Annotated in this window: 23 protein-coding genes and 1 pseudogene; 10 read left to right on the top strand and 14 right to left on the bottom strand. The window is 75.4% G+C overall.

Annotated features, from left to right (window positions below; translation table 11 throughout):
- Positions 1 to 10 precede the first annotated feature (10 nt).
- Positions 11 to 760, bottom strand: a complete 750-nt coding sequence (locus tag ACIGG8_RS30585; protein WP_396551956.1) for a hypothetical protein — start codon at positions 758 to 760, stop codon at positions 11 to 13.
- A 191-nt stretch (positions 761 to 951) separates the two neighbouring features.
- Between ACIGG8_RS30585 and ACIGG8_RS30580 the strand changes: the two genes are divergently transcribed.
- Positions 952 to 2,160 carry a hypothetical protein gene (locus ACIGG8_RS30580; protein WP_396551955.1) on the top strand — a complete coding sequence of 403 codons (1,209 nt, stop codon included), beginning with the start codon at positions 952 to 954 and terminating at the stop codon, positions 2,158 to 2,160.
- A gap of 111 nt (positions 2,161 to 2,271) precedes the next feature.
- Here the strand turns inward: ACIGG8_RS30580 and ACIGG8_RS30575 are convergent, their stop codons facing one another.
- The gene (locus ACIGG8_RS30575) at positions 2,272 to 3,294 is read right to left on the bottom strand and encodes a DUF1648 domain-containing protein (protein ID WP_396551954.1); all 1,023 of its coding nucleotides are present in this window, start codon (positions 3,292 to 3,294) and stop codon (positions 2,272 to 2,274) included.
- Positions 3,291 to 3,638, bottom strand: coding sequence for a GntR family transcriptional regulator (locus tag ACIGG8_RS30570; RefSeq protein WP_350521020.1), 348 nt, complete (start codon positions 3,636 to 3,638; stop codon positions 3,291 to 3,293). Before ACIGG8_RS30570 ends, ACIGG8_RS30575 begins: the two co-directional genes overlap by 4 nt.
- Positions 3,639 to 3,904: 266 nt before the next feature.
- Here ACIGG8_RS30570 and ACIGG8_RS30565 point away from each other — a divergent pair, with 266 nt between their 5' ends.
- On the top strand, positions 3,905 to 4,468 hold the full coding sequence (locus ACIGG8_RS30565; RefSeq protein WP_396551953.1) for a universal stress protein: 564 nt from the start codon (positions 3,905 to 3,907) through the stop codon (positions 4,466 to 4,468).
- 6 nt (positions 4,469 to 4,474) lie between these two features.
- The gene (locus ACIGG8_RS30560; protein ID WP_396551952.1) at positions 4,475 to 4,891 is read left to right on the top strand and encodes a hypothetical protein; all 417 of its coding nucleotides are present in this window, start codon (positions 4,475 to 4,477) and stop codon (positions 4,889 to 4,891) included.
- A gap of 245 nt (positions 4,892 to 5,136) precedes the next feature.
- Here the strand turns inward: ACIGG8_RS30560 and ACIGG8_RS30555 are convergent, their stop codons facing one another.
- Positions 5,137 to 5,511: a hypothetical protein gene (locus ACIGG8_RS30555; RefSeq protein ID WP_396551951.1), complete on the bottom strand. Its 375-nt coding sequence runs from the start codon at positions 5,509 to 5,511 to the stop codon at positions 5,137 to 5,139.
- A gap of 112 nt (positions 5,512 to 5,623) precedes the next feature.
- A complete protein-coding gene (locus tag ACIGG8_RS30550) occupies positions 5,624 to 6,634 on the bottom strand; it encodes a S1C family serine protease (RefSeq protein ID WP_396551950.1) in 1,011 nt (336 codons plus the stop codon).
- Positions 6,635 to 6,802: 168 nt separating this feature from the next.
- On the opposite strand from ACIGG8_RS30550, the gene ACIGG8_RS30545 reads away from it, so the two are divergent.
- Positions 6,803 to 7,912, top strand: a complete 1,110-nt coding sequence (locus ACIGG8_RS30545) for a Clp protease N-terminal domain-containing protein (RefSeq protein ID WP_396551949.1) — start codon at positions 6,803 to 6,805, stop codon at positions 7,910 to 7,912.
- Here the strand turns inward: ACIGG8_RS30545 and ACIGG8_RS30540 are convergent.
- Positions 7,890 to 8,048: pseudogene (locus ACIGG8_RS30540) on the bottom strand (short-chain dehydrogenase); the annotation flags it as partial. The gene ACIGG8_RS30545 and the pseudogene ACIGG8_RS30540 overlap by 23 nt on opposite strands.
- 111 nt (positions 8,049 to 8,159) lie before the next feature.
- Positions 8,160 to 8,576 (bottom strand): DUF3592 domain-containing protein, encoded by a 417-nt coding sequence (locus ACIGG8_RS30535; RefSeq protein WP_396551948.1) that lies wholly within the window; start codon positions 8,574 to 8,576, stop codon positions 8,160 to 8,162.
- Positions 8,577 to 8,739: 163 nt separating this feature from the next.
- Between ACIGG8_RS30535 and ACIGG8_RS30530 the strand changes: the two genes are divergently transcribed.
- Positions 8,740 to 9,756 (top strand): right-handed parallel beta-helix repeat-containing protein, encoded by a 1,017-nt coding sequence (locus ACIGG8_RS30530; protein WP_396551947.1) that lies wholly within the window; start codon positions 8,740 to 8,742, stop codon positions 9,754 to 9,756.
- A 46-nt stretch (positions 9,757 to 9,802) separates the two neighbouring features.
- Here ACIGG8_RS30530 and ACIGG8_RS30525 read toward each other — a convergent pair whose 3' ends face one another.
- The 5 genes from ACIGG8_RS30525 to ACIGG8_RS30505 all read right to left on the bottom strand — a co-directional run bounded on the left by ACIGG8_RS30525 (position 9,803) and on the right by ACIGG8_RS30505 (position 14,591).
- Complete coding sequence (locus tag ACIGG8_RS30525; protein ID WP_350521012.1) at positions 9,803 to 11,068, bottom strand: FAD-dependent oxidoreductase; 1,266 nt, start codon at positions 11,066 to 11,068, stop codon at positions 9,803 to 9,805.
- A 138-nt stretch (positions 11,069 to 11,206) separates the two neighbouring features.
- Positions 11,207 to 11,638 (bottom strand): nuclear transport factor 2 family protein, encoded by a 432-nt coding sequence (locus ACIGG8_RS30520; RefSeq protein ID WP_396551946.1) that lies wholly within the window; start codon positions 11,636 to 11,638, stop codon positions 11,207 to 11,209.
- A gap of 7 nt (positions 11,639 to 11,645) precedes the next feature.
- Entirely contained in the window at positions 11,646 to 12,449 is an 804-nt protein-coding gene (locus ACIGG8_RS30515; protein WP_396551945.1) for an MBL fold metallo-hydrolase, read from the bottom strand.
- Between the two features lie 171 nt (positions 12,450 to 12,620).
- Positions 12,621 to 13,187, bottom strand: coding sequence for a hypothetical protein (locus tag ACIGG8_RS30510; protein ID WP_396551944.1), 567 nt, complete (start codon positions 13,185 to 13,187; stop codon positions 12,621 to 12,623).
- Positions 13,188 to 13,214: 27 nt separating this feature from the next.
- Complete coding sequence (locus ACIGG8_RS30505; RefSeq protein WP_396551943.1) at positions 13,215 to 14,591, bottom strand: MFS transporter; 1,377 nt, start codon at positions 14,589 to 14,591, stop codon at positions 13,215 to 13,217.
- Between the two features lie 101 nt (positions 14,592 to 14,692).
- Between ACIGG8_RS30505 and ACIGG8_RS30500 the strand changes: the two genes are divergently transcribed.
- Together ACIGG8_RS30500 and ACIGG8_RS30495 are read left to right on the top strand one after the other, a co-directional pair.
- Positions 14,693 to 15,787 (top strand): DUF5937 family protein, encoded by a 1,095-nt coding sequence (locus ACIGG8_RS30500; protein WP_396551942.1) that lies wholly within the window; start codon positions 14,693 to 14,695, stop codon positions 15,785 to 15,787.
- A gap of 59 nt (positions 15,788 to 15,846) precedes the next feature.
- Positions 15,847 to 16,722, top strand: coding sequence for a PhzF family phenazine biosynthesis protein (locus ACIGG8_RS30495; protein ID WP_396551941.1), 876 nt, complete (start codon positions 15,847 to 15,849; stop codon positions 16,720 to 16,722).
- 303 nt (positions 16,723 to 17,025) lie between these two features.
- Here the strand turns inward: ACIGG8_RS30495 and ACIGG8_RS30490 are convergent, their stop codons facing one another.
- Positions 17,026 to 17,283: a ferredoxin gene (locus ACIGG8_RS30490; RefSeq protein ID WP_396551940.1), complete on the bottom strand. Its 258-nt coding sequence runs from the start codon at positions 17,281 to 17,283 to the stop codon at positions 17,026 to 17,028.
- Complete coding sequence (locus ACIGG8_RS30485; RefSeq protein ID WP_350521004.1) at positions 17,280 to 18,500, bottom strand: cytochrome P450; 1,221 nt, start codon at positions 18,498 to 18,500, stop codon at positions 17,280 to 17,282. Before ACIGG8_RS30485 ends, ACIGG8_RS30490 begins: the two co-directional genes overlap by 4 nt.
- 649 nt (positions 18,501 to 19,149) lie before the next feature.
- Between ACIGG8_RS30485 and ACIGG8_RS30480 the strand changes: the two genes are divergently transcribed.
- From ACIGG8_RS30480 to ACIGG8_RS30470, 3 genes are all read left to right on the top strand, one after another.
- A complete protein-coding gene (locus ACIGG8_RS30480) occupies positions 19,150 to 20,235 on the top strand; it encodes an S-(hydroxymethyl)mycothiol dehydrogenase (protein ID WP_396551939.1) in 1,086 nt (361 codons plus the stop codon).
- Positions 20,232 to 20,867, top strand: a complete 636-nt coding sequence (locus tag ACIGG8_RS30475; protein WP_396551938.1) for an MBL fold metallo-hydrolase — start codon at positions 20,232 to 20,234, stop codon at positions 20,865 to 20,867. The genes ACIGG8_RS30480 and ACIGG8_RS30475 overlap by 4 nt, the downstream gene beginning before the upstream one ends.
- A 93-nt stretch (positions 20,868 to 20,960) precedes the next feature.
- Positions 20,961 to 21,362, top strand: coding sequence for a TIGR03618 family F420-dependent PPOX class oxidoreductase (locus ACIGG8_RS30470; protein WP_350521001.1), 402 nt, complete (start codon positions 20,961 to 20,963; stop codon positions 21,360 to 21,362).
- The last annotated feature ends 59 nt before the right edge of the window (positions 21,363 to 21,421 follow it).

The following is a 21,421-nucleotide window of genomic DNA, read 5'->3' as shown; positions in this document are numbered from 1 at the left end:
TCTCAGGCCCTCAGGACTGGGCCTCCGGCTGCCGCGGTTCCATCAGCGCCCCGCCCGGCTGCCGGGGCACGGCCGCCGTCTCGGAGCCGCCCCGGCGGTGCGCCGCCAGTTCGAGCGCGGCCCCGATCCAGGCCGCACCGAAGGACCACGTCGCCAGCCACTCGCAGAGGAACAGCGGCTGCACCGACCAGTCGTCGCCGATGCCCGTCACCCCGGCCACGACGGACAGCAGCAGTGCGACCAGGATCAGCACCCCCGCCGCCAGGTAGGCCGTACCCACCCGGGCCGGCTGGGTGGAACGGGGATTGCGGAAGGAGTAGAGGCAGAACATCGCCAGCATGACGAACAGCAGGCTCGCGAAGACCAGATGGAACACTCCGATGGTGCGCTGGACGTCCGACGCGCCGTCCGGCGACGTCGGGCACAGCGCCACCCCGACCGCGAAGACCCCGGCCGCCGTGCTCCAGCGGTCGTCCCGGCGGTCGAAGCGGTAGCAGATCAGGAACACCCCGAGCGCGCACAGGGCGCCGACGAAGACGTTCCGCGTGTCGGTGTAGTACGAGGCGCTCATCGAGCCCGGCCAGAAGCCGTCCGTGCTGCGCCCCGTCACCTCGGCGGCCAGCCAGTTGCCGAACGGCAGGGTCGGCGGCAGCAGGATGCCGATCAGCCCGACGCCGAGGCGGAGGAACGTGACCGTCCGTTGGTCCTGGACGCCCCGCCGGGTGTCCGGGGAGTCCTGCGCGCGTGAGTCGTGAGTCACGGACGCCTCCTTGCTTGGGTGCGGGCGCGCGGGCGCCCGCTGACTTCTCGGCCACCGGGGACAGGACGGGGGCGGTGTCGACGGGGCGCCGCCCGAACCTGAGTGGCCGTCAACTTGTGTACCCGTATTGGCGTTCGAAGCACCACTGATTTGAGTGGTTTACGGCGCTCCGGCCGCCTAATATCCCCCCGGTGACCAGCATCGATGACCTGATCCCCTTCGAGCGGCCGTACGACGCGGCCGCCCTGCGCGCCCGCGACGCCGACGAGCTCGCCCGCTACGCGGCCGACCCGGAACGCCACTGGTACCGCCGCCGCGCCTGCGTCGAGGCCCTGGCCGGCCGGGTGCCGGAGCCGCACGCCCCCGCCCTGCTCGACGTCCTGAGGAACCACGGGGAGACCGCCGAGCTGCGCGTCGCCCTGCTCGACCTGTTCGCCGACCGCGCCGAACTGCTGCCCTGGCTGCGGCACCCGGACCGGAACCGGGACGGGCAGTACGGGCTGTGCCAGGCCTTCCTCAAGGCCCGCGGCGTCCTCGGCGACCGCACGGCAACGGCCGAACTCGCCACCCTCGCCGCCCACCCCTGGTCGCGTTGGCGGGAGTTCGGCGAGGCCGGGCTGGACGCGCTGGCCGACCGCCACGGGCTCCCGGCCGTGCTGGCCGACCTCGGCGACGCCCGCCCGGAGGACCGGCTGGCCCGCGACCGGCTGCGCCACCGGGCCGGGCAGGACGTGACCGACTCCCTCGCCGACCCGGACCGCCTGGTCGCCCACCAGGCCCACACCCTCGCGGCCGACCCCGAGCGGCTGCGCGCCCTCCTCGCCTCGGACCGGCCCGTCGAGGCCGCGCTGTGGGCGGTCTGCGCGCTGCACCGCCTCACCGGCGACACCGCGGAGGCCCGCGCGTGGGACGACCGCCTCGGCCGCCCCCGGGTCGAAGTCCCCGGCCTGCCCGAGGAGATGCGCCACGCGATCGTCCACGAGTACGCCGCGCGCTGCGAGCGCGACACCGACCCGCGCTGGCGCGTCGAGGCGCTCCGCACCGATCCGCCCGCGCCCGTCGACGCGGACGGCCGACTGCGCCGCGTCACCGAGGCGTTGGAGGCCGCCGGGATCGACTTCGACCCGCCGGTCTCCGCACACGAGGACAACGGGGAGGGCGAGGGCACCTACCACGTGATCGAGCTCGACGAGGACAGCCTGTTCGTCAGCACCCTCGGCCCCTTCGCCGGAGGCACGGACACGGACGACGCCCCGGCCCGCCCGGTCCTGGAGGGGGCCGGCTTCCGCTGGGTGGACCAGGCCACCAGGGACACCGTCGTCACCGGGCTCTGCGTCTACTACTTCGGCGAGCGCGGGCCACTGAAGGTCGACACCCTGCTGTTCTACTGGCAGGACTGACCGACGGGCAGGGCCGGCCGGCGGGTGGGAACGACCGGCGGGCAGGACCGGTCCGCCGTCCGGACCCGGCGCCGGACCCGCCGACCGGACCGGCGCGGCCGGCGCCCGGGCTCAGCCCGTCGGCTGCCCGGCGCGCGCGATCAGCGCGTTGAGCAGCGCCGCCCCGCGCTCGGCGTCGTCGACGCTGACCGCGAAGTCGGTGCCCCGGCGGGTGCGCACCACCAGGCACGTGCCGCCGCGCAGCATCACCGTGGTCCCGAGCCCGTTGATCCGGTAGCCCCAGCCGCCCGCCTGCGCGGCGGTGCGCTGCTCGACGCGGGCCGAGACGAGGTCGGCGGGCGACCAGTGCCGGGCGGGCCGGCCGAACGGGCCGAAGCCGACGGTCAGGCCGCGGGCGGTCACCCGCGCCTGCACCGAGGAGCAGACGAGGACGGCGACGGCGGGCAGCGCGAACGGCAGCACCAGCGACCAGTCCAGGCCTGCCAGCCCGCTCGCCGCAGCCAGCACACCCGCCACCGTGACCAGTCCGAGCACGGCGGCCAGCAGCTGCAGCCACGGGTTCGTCGCCCAGGAGAGCCAGACGAACTCCTCGCCCTCCGGCACGTCCAGCACCGGTGCCCCGGCGGCCGGAAGCGCCTCGGCCCGGGCCCCGAACCGGCGGCCGGCCAGCCAGGCCAGCACGCCGGCGGCGGCCGTGGCCAGCAGGACCAGGACCACCTCGATGCCCATCGGCGCGGCGTCCTGCCACCGGGCGCGGTCCAGGTTGGCGTGCACCACGGCGGTCTGCGCCCCCGTGAGCAGCACCCCGCCGGACGCCAGTGCCGCCGCCCCGCAGCCCGGCGTCCGCTCGCCGTAGTACCGCTGCAGCAGCGCGGAGACCAGCACCAGGACCAGCCAGAGGAGCGCCGGGACCAGCACGGCTCCGGTCAGCGACATCGAACCGTCCGGGTCCCGCCCGCCCCAGTGGGTGGCCAGCGGGTCCGGCAGCCGGTGGCGGGCCGCCAGCGGCAGCGCGACCAGCAGGGCCAGCACCCCCAGTGACCAGGCGAGCGCGGCCCACAGGCCGCCCCGGCCGCCCCAGCCGTCACGCTTCCGGGCCCCCGGCCGGTGCGTTCCTGATCCTTCGTCCGTCACGACATCCCCCTTATCATGTCCACGAGATCGTTCCTGCTGTAGCCCGCCAGGGCCGCGTCCTCGATCAACTGCCTGACCCGGTCGACCAGTTCGGAGCGGGTGTCGGCCCCCGCGGCGACCGTGACACCGCGGCCCCGGCGGAACTCCAGCACCCCTTCGTCGCGCAGCGTGCGCAGCCCGCGCAGCACGGTGTTGGAGTTGACGCCCAGCGCCCGGGACAGCTCCCGGGCCGGCGGCAGCTTGTCCCCGGGGGCGCACTCGCCCTCGGCGACGGCCCGTCTGATCGCGCCCGCGACCTGCTCGTGCAGTGGTCGGGTGTCCCCGACGTCCAGCTTCAGCAACATGGTGCTACTGACGATAGCACCATTCATCCCGCAGGCTACGGGCTGCGGGCTGCGGGGGCTGCGGACCGCGGAGTGCGGGCCGTGGGCGGTGCCCCGGGTGCGGGAGCCGCGCCACCCCGGCCCCTCGCCGTATGGAGTGCGTTGGGATCGCCGCACCGGGCGTCAGGGAGCCGTCAAGAAGTGCCGGTGGGCGCCCGGACCGGCGGTTGGGTGAACGAGTACGGCCGCCGGGACACGGTGCGGCCACCACGACACGAGGACGGGTCATGCACGGCATCGAGCGGCACGAGGACGGCGGGACACCCAGGGTGGTGGTCGGGGTCAGCGGGTCGCTGGGCAGTCTGGCGGCGCTGCACCGGGCGGTGACCGAGGCCCGTGAGCGGGGCGCCGAACTCCTGCCCGTGCTGGCCTGGGAGCCCCCGGGCGGTGAGCACGGCTACCGCCGCTCGCCCTGCCCGCCGCTGCTCGCGGCCGTCCGGGACGCCGCCGAACAGCGCCTGCACCGGGCCCTCGACGAGGCCTTCGGCGGCAACGACCCCGCGGTGCCGCTGCGCCCGGTGGTGATCCGCGGCGAGACCGGCCCGGCCCTGGTCGACGTCGCCGACCGGCCCGGCGACCTGCTGGTCCTCGGGCAGAGCGGCGGCCTGCTGCGCCGCCGGCTGCGGCGCTCGGTGTCCGCGTACTGCGCGCGGCGGGCGGGCTGCCCGGTGCTGACCGTCCCGGTGCCCGCACTGCTCCACGACCTGCACGAGCTGGAGGCGCGGGAACGCCGCGCCCGCTGGCACCTGCCGGTCGGCCCGACGCCCGAACTCCTCGCGGCGAAGCGGTAGTCCGCGGTGCGGATGTACGCGGCCCGCCCGGGTGCCGGCCGTTTCCGCCCCGTGCCGGAGCGGCTGCCGGTCGGCACCTCGGGCACGGTCGCCCTGCTCGCGGGCGGCCTGCTGGCGCTCGGCCTCGGCGGGCTCGGCGAACTGCACTCCGGCGGCCTCGCCTTCGTGGCGTACGTGGCGCTGTGCGGTCTGGTCGGCGGCTTCTCCCGGCCCCGGGCCGCGCCGGTGGTCGGCCTGGCCGCCTGGCTCTGCTGCAACGCCTTCGCCGAGCACCGCCACGCCGAACTCGGCTGGTCCGGGCCCTGGCCGGAGAGCGCGCACTACGCCGTGTTCACCGCCACCGCCCTGCTGGTCGCCCTGCCCGCGGCGCTGCCACGGCGCACCGTACGGGTGTCGACGCTGCGCCTCGACCACCGGCCCTGAGGCGCTCCCGAACGGTCCGCCGCCGGCCTCCCCGTGCGCCGGCGGCGGACCACACCGCGAGGCCGGGGGCTCCGGCCGGTACTCCGGAGCTCCCCGCCGAAGCGGTGGGACACAGGAAACGGGGTGCGCGGAGCGGGCCGCACGTTCGGACCGGGGCCACCCGTCAGGGGCGGCCCGGCGATCCGCTCCGCGCACCCCGCCCGGCTGCCTCGACGCGTGGTGCCGGCAGTCCCGGTCGAAGGCCCTCAGGCCCGATAGGTGAACCGGCCGAGGTAGTGCAGGGAGGTGCCACGCGGGTCGGTGACCACGTTGGGGGCGAAGACGCAGATCGCAGCGTCGGCCGGCTCGGCCGACTCCACCTGGGGAAGCCACTGGTCGGCGTACGAGGCGTCGTGCAGCAGCACCTCGGGGGCGACCGGCGCGGGGTGGCCGTCGTCCCGGGCGTGGACGACTTCGACGCCCATCGGTTCGAGTTCGGCGATCCCGACCTCGCGCATCAGAGCGGACGGCTCCGCGTCCCCGTTCTCCGACCACACCTCGTCGACGTGGTCGCGGATGTCGTCGTACGAGGAGAACCGGCCGCGCGAGAGGAAGACGTGCACCACGTTCACCTCGGTCACCCGCCGATTCTCCCCCGACGCCGAACCCGCGCGCGACCACCCGTGAGACGGCGCCCGTCACGTTTCGGACCCGCCTTCGTCGAGTTCACCGTGGCCGCGTCCGGACCACGGCCTAGTCGTCCGAGGGCAGTTCGGTCGGGACGGCGATCACGTCGACCAGGGCCGCGCCGCGCAGCACCGTCAGGGCCAGCGGGCGGCCGATGCCGTCGGCCAGCATCAGGTGCTGCAGGGTGCGGGCGCTGGTCATCGGTTCGCCGGCGGCGGTGAGCAGCAGGTCGCCTTCGTGCAGTCCGGCGTGGTCTGCGGGGGCGCCGGGGACGACCTCGACGATCCGCAGGCCGGTCTGCTGCCCGGCGCGCCGGCGCAGGGTGGGCGGCAGCGGGGCGGGCACGCCGGCGAGGCCCAGGTAGGCGCGGCGGATCCGGCCGTCGGTGAGCAGGGTGGCGATGATCTGCCGGCTGGTGGCGTCGATCGGGACGGCCAGGCCGAGCCCGTTGCCGGCCACGGCCGTGGTGATGCCCACGACCTCGCCGGTCGCGGTGGTCAGTGCGCCGCCCGAGTTGCCGGGGTTGAGGGCGGCATCGGTCTGGATGACGTTGTCGATGACGCGTACGGCGGTGTCGGAGCGGGCCGGGAGCGAGCGGCCGAGGGCGCTGACCACGCCCGCCGTGACCGTCCCGGCGAGTCCGAGCGGGTTGCCGACGGCGACGACGAGCTGCCCGACCCGCAGCGCGGTGGCATCGCCGAGCCGCACCGGGGTGGGAGTCGGGCCGTCGGCGCGCAGCACGGCCAGGTCGGAGAGCGGGTCGGCGCCGATGGTGTGGAAGGGGGAGGTGGTGCCGTCGGCGAAGGCCAGGGTCCCGGCGTCGGCGTGGCCGACGACGTGGGCGTTGGTCAGCAGGAAGCCGTCGTCGGTGAAGACCACCGCCGAGCCGAGCGCGGTGCTGAACCAGCCGCCCCGGCCGCGCCGGGGCACCTGGAGAGCGGCGACGCGCGGAGTCACCGCGGCGGCGACGGTGGTGACGATCCGCGAGTAGGCGTCCAGCGCCTCGGCGGCTCCGCCGTCGGGGCCGGTCGTGCCGCCGTCGGGTACGTGCTCGGGCCCGGGGAGCGTGTCGGCCACGGTGCTCACCCCTTTTCGCCGGCGCGGCTTCTCCCGCTCTCCAACAACGCTGCGTCGCCGATGCTTCCGCCACGGGCTCGCGATGCCGTCCGGACGGGCGGCCCATTACAAAGAGAAGGCAAAGCGAGCGTATGGTGTGGGCAAAGCCACCTGTGCGGGGAGGGCCTGATGGAGACCACGCTGGAAGCGGACTGGCGCACGCTCGGCACGACGGGCGGCGGCCGGCTCGGTACGGAGCACCTGTTGACCGCGGTGGTGGGGTCGAGCGGCCCGGCCGGTGCGGCCCTCGCTGCTGCCGGGGCCACCGAGAGCGAGCTGCGCACCCTGTTGCGTGACCGCGACCGCCACGGTCACGGCGGGCGCGACGGTGGCGCCGACCGCGAACGCGGCGGGGGCTGGGCCGCGGACGACGAGGCCGACGCCGGTGTGCCGGCCCGGGAGATCCTGGGCTCGACCAGGGCCCCGGACCTCGTCCTGACCGGCGCCGCGGCCCGCGCACTGTCCGCCGCGGTGACGGCGGTGCGGCGCGGCGGCGGGCGGCAGCTCACCGCGGAGCACGTCCTGCGCGCGCTGCTGGCCGACGACCGCACCCGCGCCGCCGAACTGCTGCGCGCGGCGGGCGTCGCGCCGCAGGCCGTCCGGGACCGGCTGGACGCGACGCACCCCGGGCCGAAGGCCTCGCGGGAGGCGCCACCGGCAGCACCACCTGCGCCGACGGCACCGCCCGTACCGGAGGCCACGGCCCCGGACGGCGCCTCCGACGCGCTGGACCCGCTGCTGCATCCCACCCGGGATGCCCTGCTCGGCCGCCGGTCGCACCGACTCCCGCTCTGGAAGCGCCTGTTGAAGCCCGGTGCGGCCGGCCCGGCGGCGCCGTCCGCGGACTGGATCCGACGGGAGACGGACGGCCAGGCGCTGCGCCTCGGCCGCCGGACGCCGGGCACCGAACACGTCCTGCTGGCCCTCCTCGCCGTCCACGAAGTCCTGGGCCACCGGCCGCAGCCGGACGTGGACGACACCGGAGGCGAGCTGCTCGCCTGGGTCGGGCTGGACTACGCCCGTGCCCGTGCGGCCCTCACCGCCGGGACGGTCGCCCTCCCGGCCGATCCGCGCTCCGTCGAGGCCTACCTGGCGGGCGCGGCCCCCGGCCCGCTGGTGCGGGCGCTGCTCGACGAGGACACCCGCGCCCGGCGGCTGGTCGAGGCCCTGGGCGGGGGCGCGGCCCGGGAGGGGGGCCACACCGGCTCCAACGGCCAGGAGGCGGCGGCGACGGGTTGACCGAGATGCCACGGGCGGCGAACTCCTTGGACGCGGCCCGCGTGTAGTGCTCCACCGGGGCCTTGGCGCCGGCGTAGGTGGAGTAGCCGTCGGTGAAGGCGGCCAGCAGCGACGTCACGATGGTGATGACCTTGCCGCCGCCGTCACCCGCACCATGCGCCTGCACACCGGCCTCACCCCGGCGGGGCTCCGCGCGGGCCGGGAGCGCCCGTAGGGCCCGTCCCGGAAGGCGCGGCGCGCCGGCCGCCTAGAGCGCCGTGGCGGCGATGGTGATCGAGCCCAGGACGGCCAGCACCCCCAGGGCGAGGAACCCGTACTCCAGCCCCGTCCGCTCCCGCCCGTCGACCAGCACCTGCCGGGGGTCGGCCGGGTCGTAGCGGACGGGCACGTAGCGGCCGTCCGGCAGCGGGTGGCGGGTGGTGGAGGGGACGGGGGAGAAGATCTCGACCACCCGGCCGTCGGTCGTCTCGAACTGCAGCAGCGGACGCGGCGGCAGTGCGTGGTCCTCCGGCCCCCGGATGCGGGCGCGCACCAGGGCCGAGGCGGGGACGCCGACCCGGCGCAGCCGGCGTTGCTCGCGCAGCCCGACGACTCCGGCGAGGTAGGCGACGACTCCGCCCAGCGCACCGAACACCACCACGGCGAATCCGGCCGTCCCGCCCACCGTGCCTCCCTGCCCCCGCCCGATGGTTTCCAGAAGCCGTCCGAGGCTCCCCCCGGATCCCAGTATCGCCCGACGGCGGCACCCTTGACGCTTCGGAATGGTCCAGTCCAGTGTGATCGACGGCATGTTCCTGTCACCACCCGTCCCGCAAGGAGCACCGTCCATGAAACCGACGTCTCCCCGCGCCCTCGGCGCCACCCTCACCGCCGTCGCCGTCGCCGTCGCCGTCGCCGTCGCCGTCGCCACCGCCGCCCTCGCCGTCGGCACCGCCCCCGGTGCGACGGCCGCCCCGGCCGCGACCGTCGTCAAGGTCGGCACCGCCAAGCAGCTCCAGGCCGCGCTCGCGGCCGCCGTGCCCGGGCGGACCATCCAGCTCGCCGACGGCACCTACTCCGGCAGCTTCAAGGCCACCGTGCCCGGCACCGCCGCCGCCCGGATCACCCTCACCGGCTCCGCCAAGGCCGTGCTCACCACCCCCACCGGCGGCGGCTACGGCCTCCACCTCGACGGCGCGAGCTACTGGACCGTCCAGGGCCTGACCGTCACCGGCGCCCAGAAGGGCATCATGGCGGACGCCGCCAACCACGTGGTGATCGACGGCGTGACGGTCCACCACACCACCATGGAGGGCGTGCACTTCCGCAACTCCAGCAGCTACGGCACGCTGCGCAACTCCCGCATCCACGACACCGGTCTGAACCGGGACGGCCTGGGCGAGGGCGTGTACGTCGGCACCGCCGGCACCCTTACCGACCGCAGCGACCACGTGCAGATCACCGGCAACACCTTCGGCCCGAACATCGGCGCCGAGAACGTCGACCTCAAGGAGGGCACCACCGGCGGCCTGGTCTCCGGCAACTCCTTCGACGGCGACGGCCTCACCGGCCGCAACTACGACGACTCCTGGGTCGACGTGAAGGGCAACGGCTACGTCATCGAGAACAACACCGGCAGGCGCACCACCGACGACGGCTACCAGACCCACAGCGTCCAGCCGGGCTGGGGCTGCGGCACGGTCTTCCGGGGCAACCGCTCCGACCTCACCGGCGCCACCGGAGCGGACCGCTACGCGATCGACGTGACGAACTACGACGCGGTGAAGTGCCCGGTGACGATCGGCGCGGGCAACACCGTCACCGGGGGCCGGGGCGTGGCGAACCCCGGCGTCCCGGTGGGCTGACCGCACCGGGACGCCGGGGTGCACGGGTGGTCGTGACGCCGGACGGCTACAGCTCGCCGAGCGGGACCTTCGGGTCGGCCAGCGCGTCGGCGTCCACCACCCGCCCGGAGCGGACCAGTTCGCGGATCGGGTCGGTGACGTCCCAGACGTTGACGTTCATCCCCGCGAGCACCCGGCCGCCGGACAGCCAGAACGCGATGAACTCGCGGGCGGCCGGGTCACCGCGGAACACCACCCGGTCGTAGCCGTCGGGCTCGACGTAGCCGACGTACTCCATGCCGAGGTCGTACTGGTCGCTGAAGAAGTACGGGATCCGGTCGTAGACCGCGTCCGGCTGCCCGAGCAGTGCGCGGGCGGCGGTCTGCGGCTGGTTGAGGGCGTTGGCCCAGTGCTCGACCCGGATATGCCGGTCGAACAGCGGGTGGTAGGCGTTCGCGACGTCGCCGGCCGCGTAGACGTCCGGGTCGGAGGTGCGCAGCTGCCGGTCGGTCTTGATGCCGTTGTCGACCTCCAGGCCGGCCGCCTCGGCGAGTCCGGCGGCGGGGGCGATGCCGATGCCGACCACCACCGCGTCGGCCGCCACCGTCGTGCCGTCGGCGAGCTTCACCCCGCTCACCGTGGTGCCGTCGCCGGTCAGTTCGGCCACCTTGACGCCGAGGCGCAGGTCCACGCCGTGGTCCCGGTGCAGGTCGGCGAAGACCTGGGCGACCTCCCGGCCGAGCACCCGCAGCAGCGGCAGTTCGAGCGCCTCCAGCACCGTCACCTCGGCACCCGACTCGCGGGCCGCGGCCGCCACCTCCAGGCCGATCCAGCCCGCGCCGATCACCACGATCCGGGCGCCCGGCCGCAGCGCCGCCTTGATCCGGTCGCTGTCGTCGACCCGGCGCAGGTAGAGCACGCCGTCCTGGTCGGCGCCCGGGACCGGCAGCCGGCGCGGCACCGAGCCGGTGGTCAGCAGCAGCTTGGCGTACTCCACCCGGCCGTCGTCGGCGAGCGTCACGGTGTGCCCGGCCGGGTCGATCGCGGCCACCGCCGTGCCCAGGCGCAGCGTGATGTCGTGCTCGGCGTACCACTGCGGCGGGTGGACGTAGATCTTCTCCCGGGGCGTCTTGCCCAGCAGGTAGCCCTTGGACAGCGGCGGCCGCTCGTACGGGCGCTCGTGCTCCTCGCCGATCAGGACGACGCCGCCCTCGTACCCGGCCTCGCGCAGCGCCTCGGCCGCCTTAGCGCCGCCCAGGGAGGCGCCGACGATCACGATCGGGCGGTCCTGCCCGCCGCCCGCTCCGGTGGTGCCGATGTCCGTGCCCGCCATGCTCGACTCCTCGTTGTCCGGCCGTGGAAACGGGGTCAGCCTGACGCCGTCCGGGTGGTGTGTCGAGACCGTGGCGGGCGCGTCGCGCCCCGCTCGCCCGTACGGGTGAACGGCGGGTCCGGGGGGGACCGGGCGGCGCTACGGCGTCATCGCGTCCCTGACCAGCGCGGTGTCGGTGAACTGCTCGAACCGGACGATGCGTCCGCCGCGCACGGTGAAGTGGTGGGCGACCCGGACCGCGAGTGGTTTTCCGGTGGTCTTGTGGACGGCCGTGTAGCGGGCCAGGACCACCACCTCCTCCCCGTCCACCACGTAGGTGTCGTCGTGCGCCGTCCAGTCGTGCCACTCGGCGGCCAGCCGCTCCATCACGTTCGCGGTGACGCCCTTGGGGGTTCGGTAGGTGCCGGCCAGCGGGAAACCGGCCATCTCGGTCCACTCGACGTCCTCGGCGAGCGTGGCGCGCAGCGCGGCCAGGTCGCCCCGGGCGGCGGCCAGGTACTGGCGGCGGACCACGTCGGCGGGCGCGGAGGACTCGGCGAAGCCGGCCACGTCCCTCGGGATCTCGATCACGACTCGCTCACCCCCAGGCCATCTCGCCCATGACGACCTTGGTGCCGATGTCCACCGCGATCCGCAGCCCCAGCTCCGGGAAGCGGCGCTCCAGGGCCTCCTTGGCGGCGGCCGCGTCCGCGGCCCGGCCGATCTCGGTCTCGAAGGCGCGCAGGTAGGCCCGGGTGTGGTCGACGGCGTTCAGGTCGGTGGGGGCGTCGGCGACCCGGTGGCCGGCCGCCACCCAGGTCGGGTGGAGCGCCTCGATGCCGTCCAGCAGGTCGATCCAGGCGGCCCGTTGGGCAGCGGTGGGGGTGTCGGCCGTCCACACGTGCAGGCCCTCGAAGAGCAGCACCCCGCCGAGCACGGCGCGGTGGTGGTGCTGCCAGAGGTAGTGCCGGTCCGGCAGGTGGAAGTCGGCGCCGCGCACCTCGAAGCGGTGGCCCTCGAAGACGATCTCGTCGCCGTGCAGCGCCTCGGGCCGCACCAGCCGGGTGGCCAGCTCGGGGCCCAGGTGGGACCAGGCGCGCAGCTTGTCCTCCCACGTCTCCTGGATGTGGTCGACGGTCATGGCGGTGGCCAGGAACCGGGCCTGCGGGAAGGCGTCCTGCACCTCCTGGGCCCCGAAGTAGAAGTCCGGGTCGCCGTGGCTGACGAACACGGTGGTCAGCCGCTTGCCGGTGGCCCTGATCCGCTCGACCAGGCGGCGGCCGTCGGAGCGGGTGAACCCGGCGTCCACCAGCATGGCGTCGTGCGGGCCGGTGACCAGGACGGAGGTCTTGTTGAGCGAGCTGTCGGGGCTGTCGACGATCTCGAAGTCGAGCGCACTCATGGGATCGGGTGTCCTTCCTCGGGCCTGGCACGCCTCGCCGCCAGCATCGGCGCTGGGCGTCCCGGGCGCATCCGGAAGGCGGCCGCAGCCGGCCGGCGCCCCTGCCCGTACGGCGCCCGGGTCCGCCCGGGATCCGTGCCCGTACGGCGCCCGCCGCCGGAGGGCGGGACCTCAGGCGCGGGTCCAGAGCGTGAGGTCGCTGCTGGTGGCCACCGCGAGGGTCCGGCCGGTGGGGGAGAAGCCCGCGGCGCGCAGGGTGGACCAGCTGGAGTCGAAGACCTGCCACCAGCTCTCGCCGTGCTCGCCCTGCCACGGTCCGCGGCCGGTCGCGAGCAGCACCCGGTGGTGCGGCCACTCCGGGGCGGCGACCTCGACGTGCCAGCCGCCCTCGGCGTCGGCGTGCAGGCCGCCGCCCCACGTCCCGGCCACCGGGATCCGCACGTCGGTGACCTGGCCGAGCCCGGGGCAGCAGAGGTCCGGGCCGTCCGGGTCCTCGGCCGGGTCGTGGTCGCGCGCCAGCTTGAGGCCCGTCACGGCGTCGAACAGTCCGTGCCCGCCGTGCGACACGGTCAGCACCAGGTCGTGCCCGCTCTCCGGGTGGACGGCGAAGCCGATGCCGAGCAGCCCGCCGACCGGGATCGTCCCCCGGCCGACCGGCCGCCACGGCTCCGGCGGCGCGGTCACCGAGGCGGCCAGGATCCGGTCGCGCAGGTGCTGCTGGTACGGGGTCAGGGCCATGGAGCCGATCATCCCACCGGGCCGGTGCTACTGCGCCGGGCCCAGCCGCAGCACCGCCAGCGCCCCCAGCGCGGTGGCGGCGGCCAGCGGCAGCCACAGCGCGCCCGGACCGGCGGCGAGCAGCGCCGTCACCACGGCCGGCGCGGCCGCCCGGCCCACGCCCATCGACAGCTCCCAGCGGGCCAGCGAGCGCCCGAGCAGGTGCGGCGGGGCGACGGCCGCCACCAGCGCCGTACCCGAGCCGGTGTAGAGGATCTCGCCCAGCGTGTACAGCACCGAGACCACCGCGATGCCCGCCGCCCCCGGCGTGCCGCCCAGCGCCCCGGCCGCCCAGAAGCCCAGGTACGAGAGCGACAGCAGGGCGCCCGAGGCCGCCAGCACGGCCCGCCGCGAACGGTCCGCCAGCCGCAGCACCAGCGCCAGCTGCAGGGCGATCACCAGCACCGTGTTGCCCACGAACAGGCCCGAGGACCAGGCCGGGGAGGCGTGCAGCTGCAGCACCAGCAGCGTGGGCAGCGCCACCTCCAGCACGTCGAAGCAGAACGCGTACGGCAGGTTGGCCAGGCTCAGCAGGCTGATCCGGCGCAGCGGTGCGCGCCGCTCCCCGGCGCCGGCGCCGGCGCCGGCGTCGGCGCCGGTGTCGGCGTGGGCGTGGGCGTCGGTGTCGGTGTGGGCGTCGGTGTCGGCGTGGGCGTGGGCGTCGGCCCGTACGGCCCTGCGCGGCGCCTCCCGGTGCGCCCGCACCCGCAGCGAGCCGACCAGCGCGGCGGCGACCAGGCAGGCCACCGCCGTCACCCCGGCCAGCAGCCGGATCGCGCCCGCGCCGCCGCTCACCGCCACGGTGGCCAGCAGCGCGCCCAGGCCCAGCCCCGCATTGCGCACCGACCGCCCCGCAGCGAGCGCCGCGTCCCGCAGCCGACCCTCCGTCAGGGTGCTCACCACCGCCGCGTGCGTGGTCGGCCAGGACTGGCTGCCCACCCCGAACAGCACCGCCGCGGCCGTGAACACCGGCAGGCCGTCCGCGAGCAGCAGCGTCAGTGCGCCCGCCGCCCGCAGCAACAGGGTCACGGCCGCGGGGAGGGTCCGGGCGCCGCGGTCGATCCAGCGGCCGGTCAGCGGCACCACCAGCAGGCCCGCGACCATCCCGGCGGACAGCGCCAGCCCGACCGCCCCCGCGCCCAGGTGCAGCATGCCGATCCCGTACAGCAGCAGGAACGGCCGCAGCATGCCGCCGCCCACCGCGTCCACCGCGAGCGCGGCGGCGTACCGGGACCCGCCGGCGGCGGTCAGCAGGCTCAGCAGCGCGGACGGGCCGCCGCGACCGGTGCCGACCGGCAGGGCGGGCGGCGCGCCGGTGCGGGCGGCGGCGTGGTCATGGACGGACTTCTCCTGGATCAGGCTCATGGCCGGTACCGTCCGCCCTGGCCCGGCCGCCTGGCACGTGGATTGACGGTTCCCGTCAATCGGCGGCAGGCGTCACCGGATCGGGTGACAGGATCTCCTGCGTGAGTGTGACCATCGACATCACCGGACTGTCCGACGAGGGCCTGCTCTTCACGCCCTCCCCGCTGGCCGAGCTGAACGCCATGCTGCACGTCCTCGCCGAGCCGGCGCACCACCCGGCGCTGAGCGGCTGGGCGAGCAGTACCACCGCGGCGATCCCGCCGGAGCTGGCCGAGCGGCTGCTGGAGGCCGACTTCCTCTGGCGTTCCTCGCGCGCCGACTTCCTCGTCCCCGGCCTGCCCGGCGCGACCCTCGCCGAGGAGCTCGACGCCGTCGACCGGCTCGACGACGAGCTGTTCGTGGCCGGCGCCCTCATCACCACCTGCGGCTCCTCGCGGCTCACCTTCCGGAAGACCTCCCCGCTCACCGACCCCGCCGCCAACGAGCGGGCCCGCGAACTCGCCCTCGCCCGCGGCCCCCGGCAGGCCGCCTTCGCCGACCGGCTGCTCGCCGACCCGCCCGCCGTGCGGGCGCTGGTGCGGCGGATGCTGGAGGACTGCGTGTCCGCGTTCTTCGCCGACGCCTGGCAGCGCGTCCTGCCCGACCTCGCCGCCGACGCCCGGCGCAAGGCCGACCTGCTGGCCCGCCGGGGCCTCGGTGAGACGCTCGCGGCCGTCTCACCCTCCGTCAGTCTCGACCAGGGCGGCGGGCGGCGGCGGATCGTCATCGACAAGCTGCAGGACAGCACCACCAGCGCCGCCGACAAGGGGGGCGTCACCTTCATCCCCACCGCCTTCGGCCGCCCCCACCTCCTGGTCGTCCACGCGTCCGGCTGGCGGCCCGTCCTCCAGTACCCCGTCGCCGAGGCCGGCCTGCCCGAACCGGTCTCGCTCGCCCTCGTCCAACAGCGCCTGGAGGCGCTGGCCCACCCCGTCCGGCTGCGGCTGGCCCGCACCATGGCCCGCGGCCCGCACACCACCGGCGAACTGGCCTCCGCCTGGCAGCTCAGCGCGCCCGAGGTGTCCCGGCACCTGGCGGTGCTGCGGAAGGCGGGGCTGCTGACCACGCAGCGGCGCGGGCGGTACATGCTCTACCAGCTCGACCTGGCGGGCAGCGCCCGTCTCGGTTCGGACTTCCTGGAGGCGGTCCTGCGGTGACCGGGCGGACGGCGACGGCGGTCGGGAACAGCAGCCGGGCGGAACGCGTTCGTCCGGGCATGACCGACGACGCTGTAGTCTCCGCCGCCCCCTCGCCCGAGATCCTCCGCTACGCCGCCTTCGCCACCCGCCCCGAGGGCGGCAACCCGGCCGGCGTGGTACTCGACGCCACCGGGCTGACCGACCGCCGGATGCTCGCCATCGCCGCCGAGCTCGGGTACTCCGAGACCGCCTTCCTGACCACCGGACCGGCCGAAGGGGCGTACCGCGTACGGTACTTCAGCCCGCTGGCCGAGGTGCCGTTCTGCGGGCACGCGACGGTCGCCTCCGCCGTCGCGCTCGCCGAGCGCACCGGCCCCGGGCGGTACCTCTTCGCGACGGCGGCCGGGGACGTCCCGGTCGAGGTCGAGCGCGGCGCCGACGGGCTGCTGCGGGCCACGCTCACCAGCGTCGAGCCGAAGGTCGAGGAGGTCACCGCGGCCGGCGTCGAGGAGGCGCTCGCCCTGCTCGGCTGGTCCGCGGCCGACCTCGACCCGGCCCTGCCGCCGCGGGTCGCCTACGCCGGGGCCCGGCACCTCGTGCTCGCCGCCGACACCCGCGGCCGACTGGCCCGCCTCGACTACGACTTCGACGGCCTGGCGGCCTACATGCGGGCCCGGGACCTCACCACCCTCCAGCTGGTCTGGCGCGAGGCCCCCGAGGTCTTCCACGTCCGCGACCCGTTCCCCGTCGGCGGCGTGGTCGAGGACCCGGCCACCGGCGCCGCCGCGGCCGCCTTCGGCGCGTACCTGCGGGAGCTGGGCGCGGTGGAGGCCCCGACGGTGCTGACGCTGCACCAGGGCGAGGACCTGGGCCGCCCCGGCGTGCTGCGGGTCGAACTGCGGGCGGAGGACCCGCGGGTGCGGGTCTCGGGCACGGGCGTGGCGATCGACTGACGCGGCGGCGTGCCGTCAGGGCGAGGGCTGCAGCAGGACCTGCTCGCCCTCGCCCCGCGGCTCCTCGAAGTGGGCCAGGTAGCGGGCGAACAGCTCGGCGCCGCACGGTGACGGCGTTGGCGCCCTCCCGGCCGTTGCGGACGGCGAGGCGCTGCGCCAGGGTCGCCCGGTCGGCCTTGAGGTGGATCAGCTCCATCCATGAGCCCGGCTGATCGATCCGGGCGTACGGCGGCCCGGCTCCCGGTGGCGCCGGCCGCGCACCCGCCCGAGCGGGTCGCGGCGGCGGGCGCCACCGGGGCGGGTTCAGTCCGCCGGGTCGATCCGGTAGCCGCCGCGGGCCGAGTGGAGGGTGAGTGCCTCGACCGGGCAGCAGTCCACGGCCTCGGTCAGCCCGTCCGTCAACTCCGCACCGCCGTCGGCGAAGTCGGCCAGCGGCGCGGCCAGTCCGTCCGCGCCGAGGGCCAGCGAGTCGGGCGCGCTGAGGGCGCACATCCCGGAGCCGATGCAGCGGTCCCGGTCGACCCGGACGACCACCAGCTCGGTGTCCGCCCCGCGCGTCACCAGGTCACCTGCAGGGAGTTCGGGCTGCGGGTGAGCAGGCCGCGCCGCCAGTCGATCCGCTCGACCTGGTCGGCCATCCGCAGGGCGGGCAGCCGGCGGGCCAGCCGGTGCAGGGCGAGCTCCAGCTCCATCCGGGCCAGCCACGCGCCCAGGCAGTGGTGCGGCCCGGCCCCGAAGGTGAGCATCGGTGCGGCCAGCGGGGAGAACAGCTCGGTGCGCAGGTCCCCGGTGAAGACCTCCGGGTCCTGGTTGGCGGCGGCGGTGTCGGCGGCGACCACGCTGCCGGCCGGGATGACCACCCCGCCGATCTCCACGTCCTCGACGGTGCGGCGCATCAGTCCGGGCATGTGCTCGTGGGCGTCGCCGAGCGGGACGGCGCGCAGCAGCTGCTCGGTCGCGGCGGCGGCGCTGGCCTCGTCGGAGGCGAGCTGCTGCCAGGCCTCGCGGCCGTCGTGGAGCAGGTAGACCAGGGCGTTGCCGAGGCTGGTCATGGTGGTCTCGTGGCCGGCCACGACCAGGCCGACGACCAGCGCGACCAGCTGTCCCTCGGTGATCGAGCCGTCCTCGGCGGCGGCCGTCAGCAGGCTGCTGACCAGGTCGTCGCCGGGTTCGGCACGGCGTTCGGCGATCACCCCGGCGCCGAAGGCGGAGAACTCGTTCATCGCGGTGACGATCGCCTCGGCCGGGTAGGCGGTGGTGGAGAGCGCGTGGTCGCTCCAGTGGGCGAGCCGCTTGGTGTCCAGGTTGTCCAGGCCCATCAGCCGGCTGATCACCGCGACCGGCAGCGGCCGGGTGTAGGCGGCGACGATGTCGGTGGGGGAGCCCTGGTCGATCAGTTCGTCGATGAGCGACTCCACGACCGAGGCGACCCACGGCTTCCAGCGGGCTATCGCGCGCGGGGTGAAGGCCCGCTGGACCGTGCGGCGCAGCCGCTGGTGCTCGGTGCCGTCGATGTTCAGCATGCTCTGCGGGTCGTCCAGGATGTTGGGCGTGACCGTGACCGGCGGCGCGTCCGGCGCGTAGAGCGGGGCGCGGCCCAGGCGCGGGTCCGTCAGCACCTGCCGCACGTCGGCGTGCCGGCTGACCAGCCAGACCGGCGTGCCGGTGGGCAGCGCGGCGAGCCGCGGCGGTCCGGGTTCCAGGTGGCGCAGGCAGTGCAGCGGGGGGAGCGGGGCGGTGCCGGGCCCGGCACCGGTCGCACTGTTCTCGGTGGACATCCGTACTCCAGACTCCAGGGCGGTGGGCCGCTCGGCGCGGCCCGACGGGGGGTGGATCGGAGGATGGTGCGGGGACGGGTGGTGCGGCCGGCTGGCGGCTCGACACGTGCCGGGGCTGGGTAGGGCATCTGCTGCGGGGTGGCGCGAAATGTGCGGGGGCGTACGTTCGGTGCGCGCCGGGCACGGACGGTGTGCGGTGGCGCACCGTCAGGTGGGGCGGGTGTGCTGAGCGTGGTCGCGTGGACCGTCTCAGCTACGACCGTACGTGGGCCGCGGGGCGCCCGTCTGCGGCAGTTCCAGCCAACACCGGTGCTTTCCGGGCGGTTCGAGGCGCGCTGACGAGCGCTCAGCGCCGTCCGTGCGCCCCCGTTCCGGGGCCGTGCCGGGCCGTCGGCGGGCGGTCCCGCGGGTAGGCCCGTGGCATGTGCCGGGTGAGGCGCCGTGAGCTGCCGGAACGTCGGGAACATGTCGTCGGCACGTGCGGTGAGGCGAATCACGCCGGATCGCGCCGGATCGCCGACCCGCTCCGCCGGTGGCCGCCGGAGCGGGCGCTACGCTTCGTGGGCAGTGCTTCTGCAGTCCTACTGCAGTCGTGTCGTCGCAGGTCACGCCGGTGCAGAGCCGCACCGGCCGTCGGAGGTGGAATCGGATGGCCCAGCAGGTCAAGGCAGTGATCGCGCGCGCCAAGGGCGCGCCCGTGGAGGTGACCACGATCGTGGTGCCGGACCCCGGTCCGGGTGAGGCGGTGGTCCGGATCCAGGCTTGCGGTGTCTGCCACACGGACCTCCACTACCGGGAGGGCGGGATCAACGACGAGTTCCCGTTCCTGCTGGGCCACGAGGCCGCGGGCGTCGTGGAGTCGGTCGGCGAGGGCGTCACCGAGGTCGCGCCCGGTGACTTCGTGGTCCTCAACTGGCGTGCGGTGTGCGGCCAGTGCCGTGCCTGTCGGCGCGGGCGTCCGCAGTACTGCTTCGACACCCACAACGCCAAGCAGAAGATGACGCTGCTGGACGGCACCGAGCTGTCCCCGGCGCTGGGCATCGGGGCGTTCGCCGAGAAGACCCTGGTCGCGGCCGGCCAGTGCACCAAGGTCGACCCGGCGGCCGAGCCGGCCGTCGCCGGCCTGTTGGGCTGCGGGGTGATGGCGGGCATCGGCGCCGCGATCAACACCGGCAATGTCGGGCGCGGCGACTCGGTCGCCGTCATCGGCTGCGGCGGCGTCGGCGGGGCGGCCGTGATGGGCTCCCGGCTGGCCGGGGCGGCGAAGATCATCGCCGTCGACATCGACGACCGCAAGCTGGCGACCGCCCGTACGCTGGGCGCCACCCACACCGTCAACTCCCGCACGACCGACCCGGTCGAGGCCATCCGGGAGCTGACCGGCGGCAACGGCGCGGACGTCGTCGTCGAGGCGGTCGGCCGGCCCGAGACCTACCGGCAGGCCTTCTACGCCCGCGACCTGGCCGGCACCGTCGTCCTGGTCGGCGTGCCGACCCCGGAGATGAGGCTGGAGCTCCCGCTGCTCGACGTCTTCGGCCGCGGCGGCGCCCTGAAGTCCTCCTGGTACGGCGACTGCCTGCCCTCGCGGGACTTCCCGATGCTCATCGACCTCTACCTCCAGGGCCGCCTGGACCTGCGCGCCTTCGTCACCGAGACGATCGAACTCGACGCGGTGGAGCAGGCCTTCGCGCGCATGCACCAGGGCGACGTGCTCCGCTCGGTGGTGATCCTGTGACCTCCACCGCCCGTGTCGACCGGCTGGTGACGGCCGGGACCTTCGAGCTCGACGGCGGCAGCTGGGAGGTGGAGAACAACGTCTGGATCGTCGGCGACGACGAGGAGGCGGTGGTGATCGACGCCGCGCACGACGCCGGGGCCATCGAGGCGGCGCTCGCCGGGCGCCGGCTGCGGGCGATCGTCTCCACGCACGCGCACAACGACCACATCGACGCGGCCCCGGCCCTCGCGGCCCGGACCGGTGCGCCGATCCTGCTGCACCCGGACGACCTGCCGCTGTGGAAGCTCACCCACCCCGACCGCCTCCCGGACGGCGAGCTGGCCGACGGGCAGCGGATCGAGGTGGCCGGCACCGAGCTGACCGTCCTGCACACCCCGGGCCACGCCCCGGGCGCGGTCTGCCTGTACGCGCCCGACCTGGGCACCGTCTTCACCGGCGACACCCTCTTCCAGGGCGGCCCGGGCGCGACCGGCCGGTCGTTCTCGCACTTCCCGACCATCATCGACTCGATCCGCGAGCGCCTGCTGACGCTCCCGGCCGACACGGTGGTGCGCACCGGCCACGGCGACCCGACCACCATCGGCGCCGAGGCCCCGGCCCTGCCGGAGTGGGTCGCCCGCGGGCACTGAGGCACCGCCCGTACGGCCCCCGGGGACACCGGGGTGCGACGCGAACGGCCCCCGGGGGCTTGATCGTTCCCCGGGGGCCGTACGATCGCGATCATGGCCCATGACCCGCGCGACCTCGACGACGCCATGCTCGCCTTCTGGCGCGAACGGCACATCTCCACCCTGACCACCACCCGCCCGGACGGCACGCCGCACGTGGTGCCGGTCGGCGTCACGTTCGAGCCGGAGACGGCGACCGCCCGGGTGATCACCAGCCGCACCAGCCGCAAGGCGCTCAACGTCGCGGCGGCCGGGCCGCAGGGCCTGCGGGTCGCGGTCTGCCAGGTGGACCGCGCCCGCTGGGCGACCCTGGAGGGCGTCGCGGTCGTCCGTGACGAGCCCGAGCAGGTCGCGGACGCCGAGCGGCGCTACGCCGAGCGCTACCGCCAGCCGCGGGTGAACCCGGACCGGGTGGTCATCGAGATCGCCGTGGACCGGGTCCTCGGCCGCGGCTGAGTCCACGGGATCCGCGCACCGGGACGGCCGTTCTCCTGCCCGGGCAGGAGAACGGCCGT

It is taken from the genome of Kitasatospora sp. NPDC085464 (assembly GCF_044541955.1).
GTDB lineage: Bacteria > Actinomycetota > Actinomycetes > Streptomycetales > Streptomycetaceae > Kitasatospora.
This window is presented reverse-complemented; position numbering and strand designations above follow the sequence as displayed.

Excerpts from the sequence above, each read along its gene's own strand:
- ACIGG8_RS30485 (WP_350521004.1), bottom strand. The coding sequence starts at position 18,500 with ATGTCCACCGAGAACAGTGCGACCGGTGCCGGGCCCGGCACCGCCCCG.
- ACIGG8_RS30505 (WP_396551943.1), bottom strand. The coding sequence starts at position 14,591 with ATGAGCCTGATCCAGGAGAAGTCCGTCCATGACCACGCCGCCGCCCGC.
- ACIGG8_RS30515 (WP_396551945.1), bottom strand. The coding sequence starts at position 12,449 with ATGAGTGCGCTCGACTTCGAGATCGTCGACAGCCCCGACAGCTCGCTC.
- ACIGG8_RS30495 (WP_396551941.1), top strand. The coding sequence starts at position 15,847 with ATGACCGACGACGCTGTAGTCTCCGCCGCCCCCTCGCCCGAGATCCTC.
- ACIGG8_RS30545 (WP_396551949.1), top strand. The coding sequence starts at position 6,803 with ATGGAGACCACGCTGGAAGCGGACTGGCGCACGCTCGGCACGACGGGC.
- ACIGG8_RS30470 (WP_350521001.1), top strand. The coding sequence starts at position 20,961 with ATGGCCCATGACCCGCGCGACCTCGACGACGCCATGCTCGCCTTCTGG.
- ACIGG8_RS30480 (WP_396551939.1), top strand. The coding sequence starts at position 19,150 with ATGGCCCAGCAGGTCAAGGCAGTGATCGCGCGCGCCAAGGGCGCGCCC.
- ACIGG8_RS30570 (WP_350521020.1), bottom strand. The coding sequence starts at position 3,638 with ATGTTGCTGAAGCTGGACGTCGGGGACACCCGACCACTGCACGAGCAG.
- ACIGG8_RS30510 (WP_396551944.1), bottom strand. The coding sequence starts at position 13,187 with ATGGCCCTGACCCCGTACCAGCAGCACCTGCGCGACCGGATCCTGGCC.
- ACIGG8_RS30525 (WP_350521012.1), bottom strand. The coding sequence starts at position 11,068 with ATGGCGGGCACGGACATCGGCACCACCGGAGCGGGCGGCGGGCAGGAC.
- ACIGG8_RS30565 (WP_396551953.1), top strand. The coding sequence starts at position 3,905 with ATGCACGGCATCGAGCGGCACGAGGACGGCGGGACACCCAGGGTGGTG.
- ACIGG8_RS30530 (WP_396551947.1), top strand. The coding sequence starts at position 8,740 with ATGAAACCGACGTCTCCCCGCGCCCTCGGCGCCACCCTCACCGCCGTC.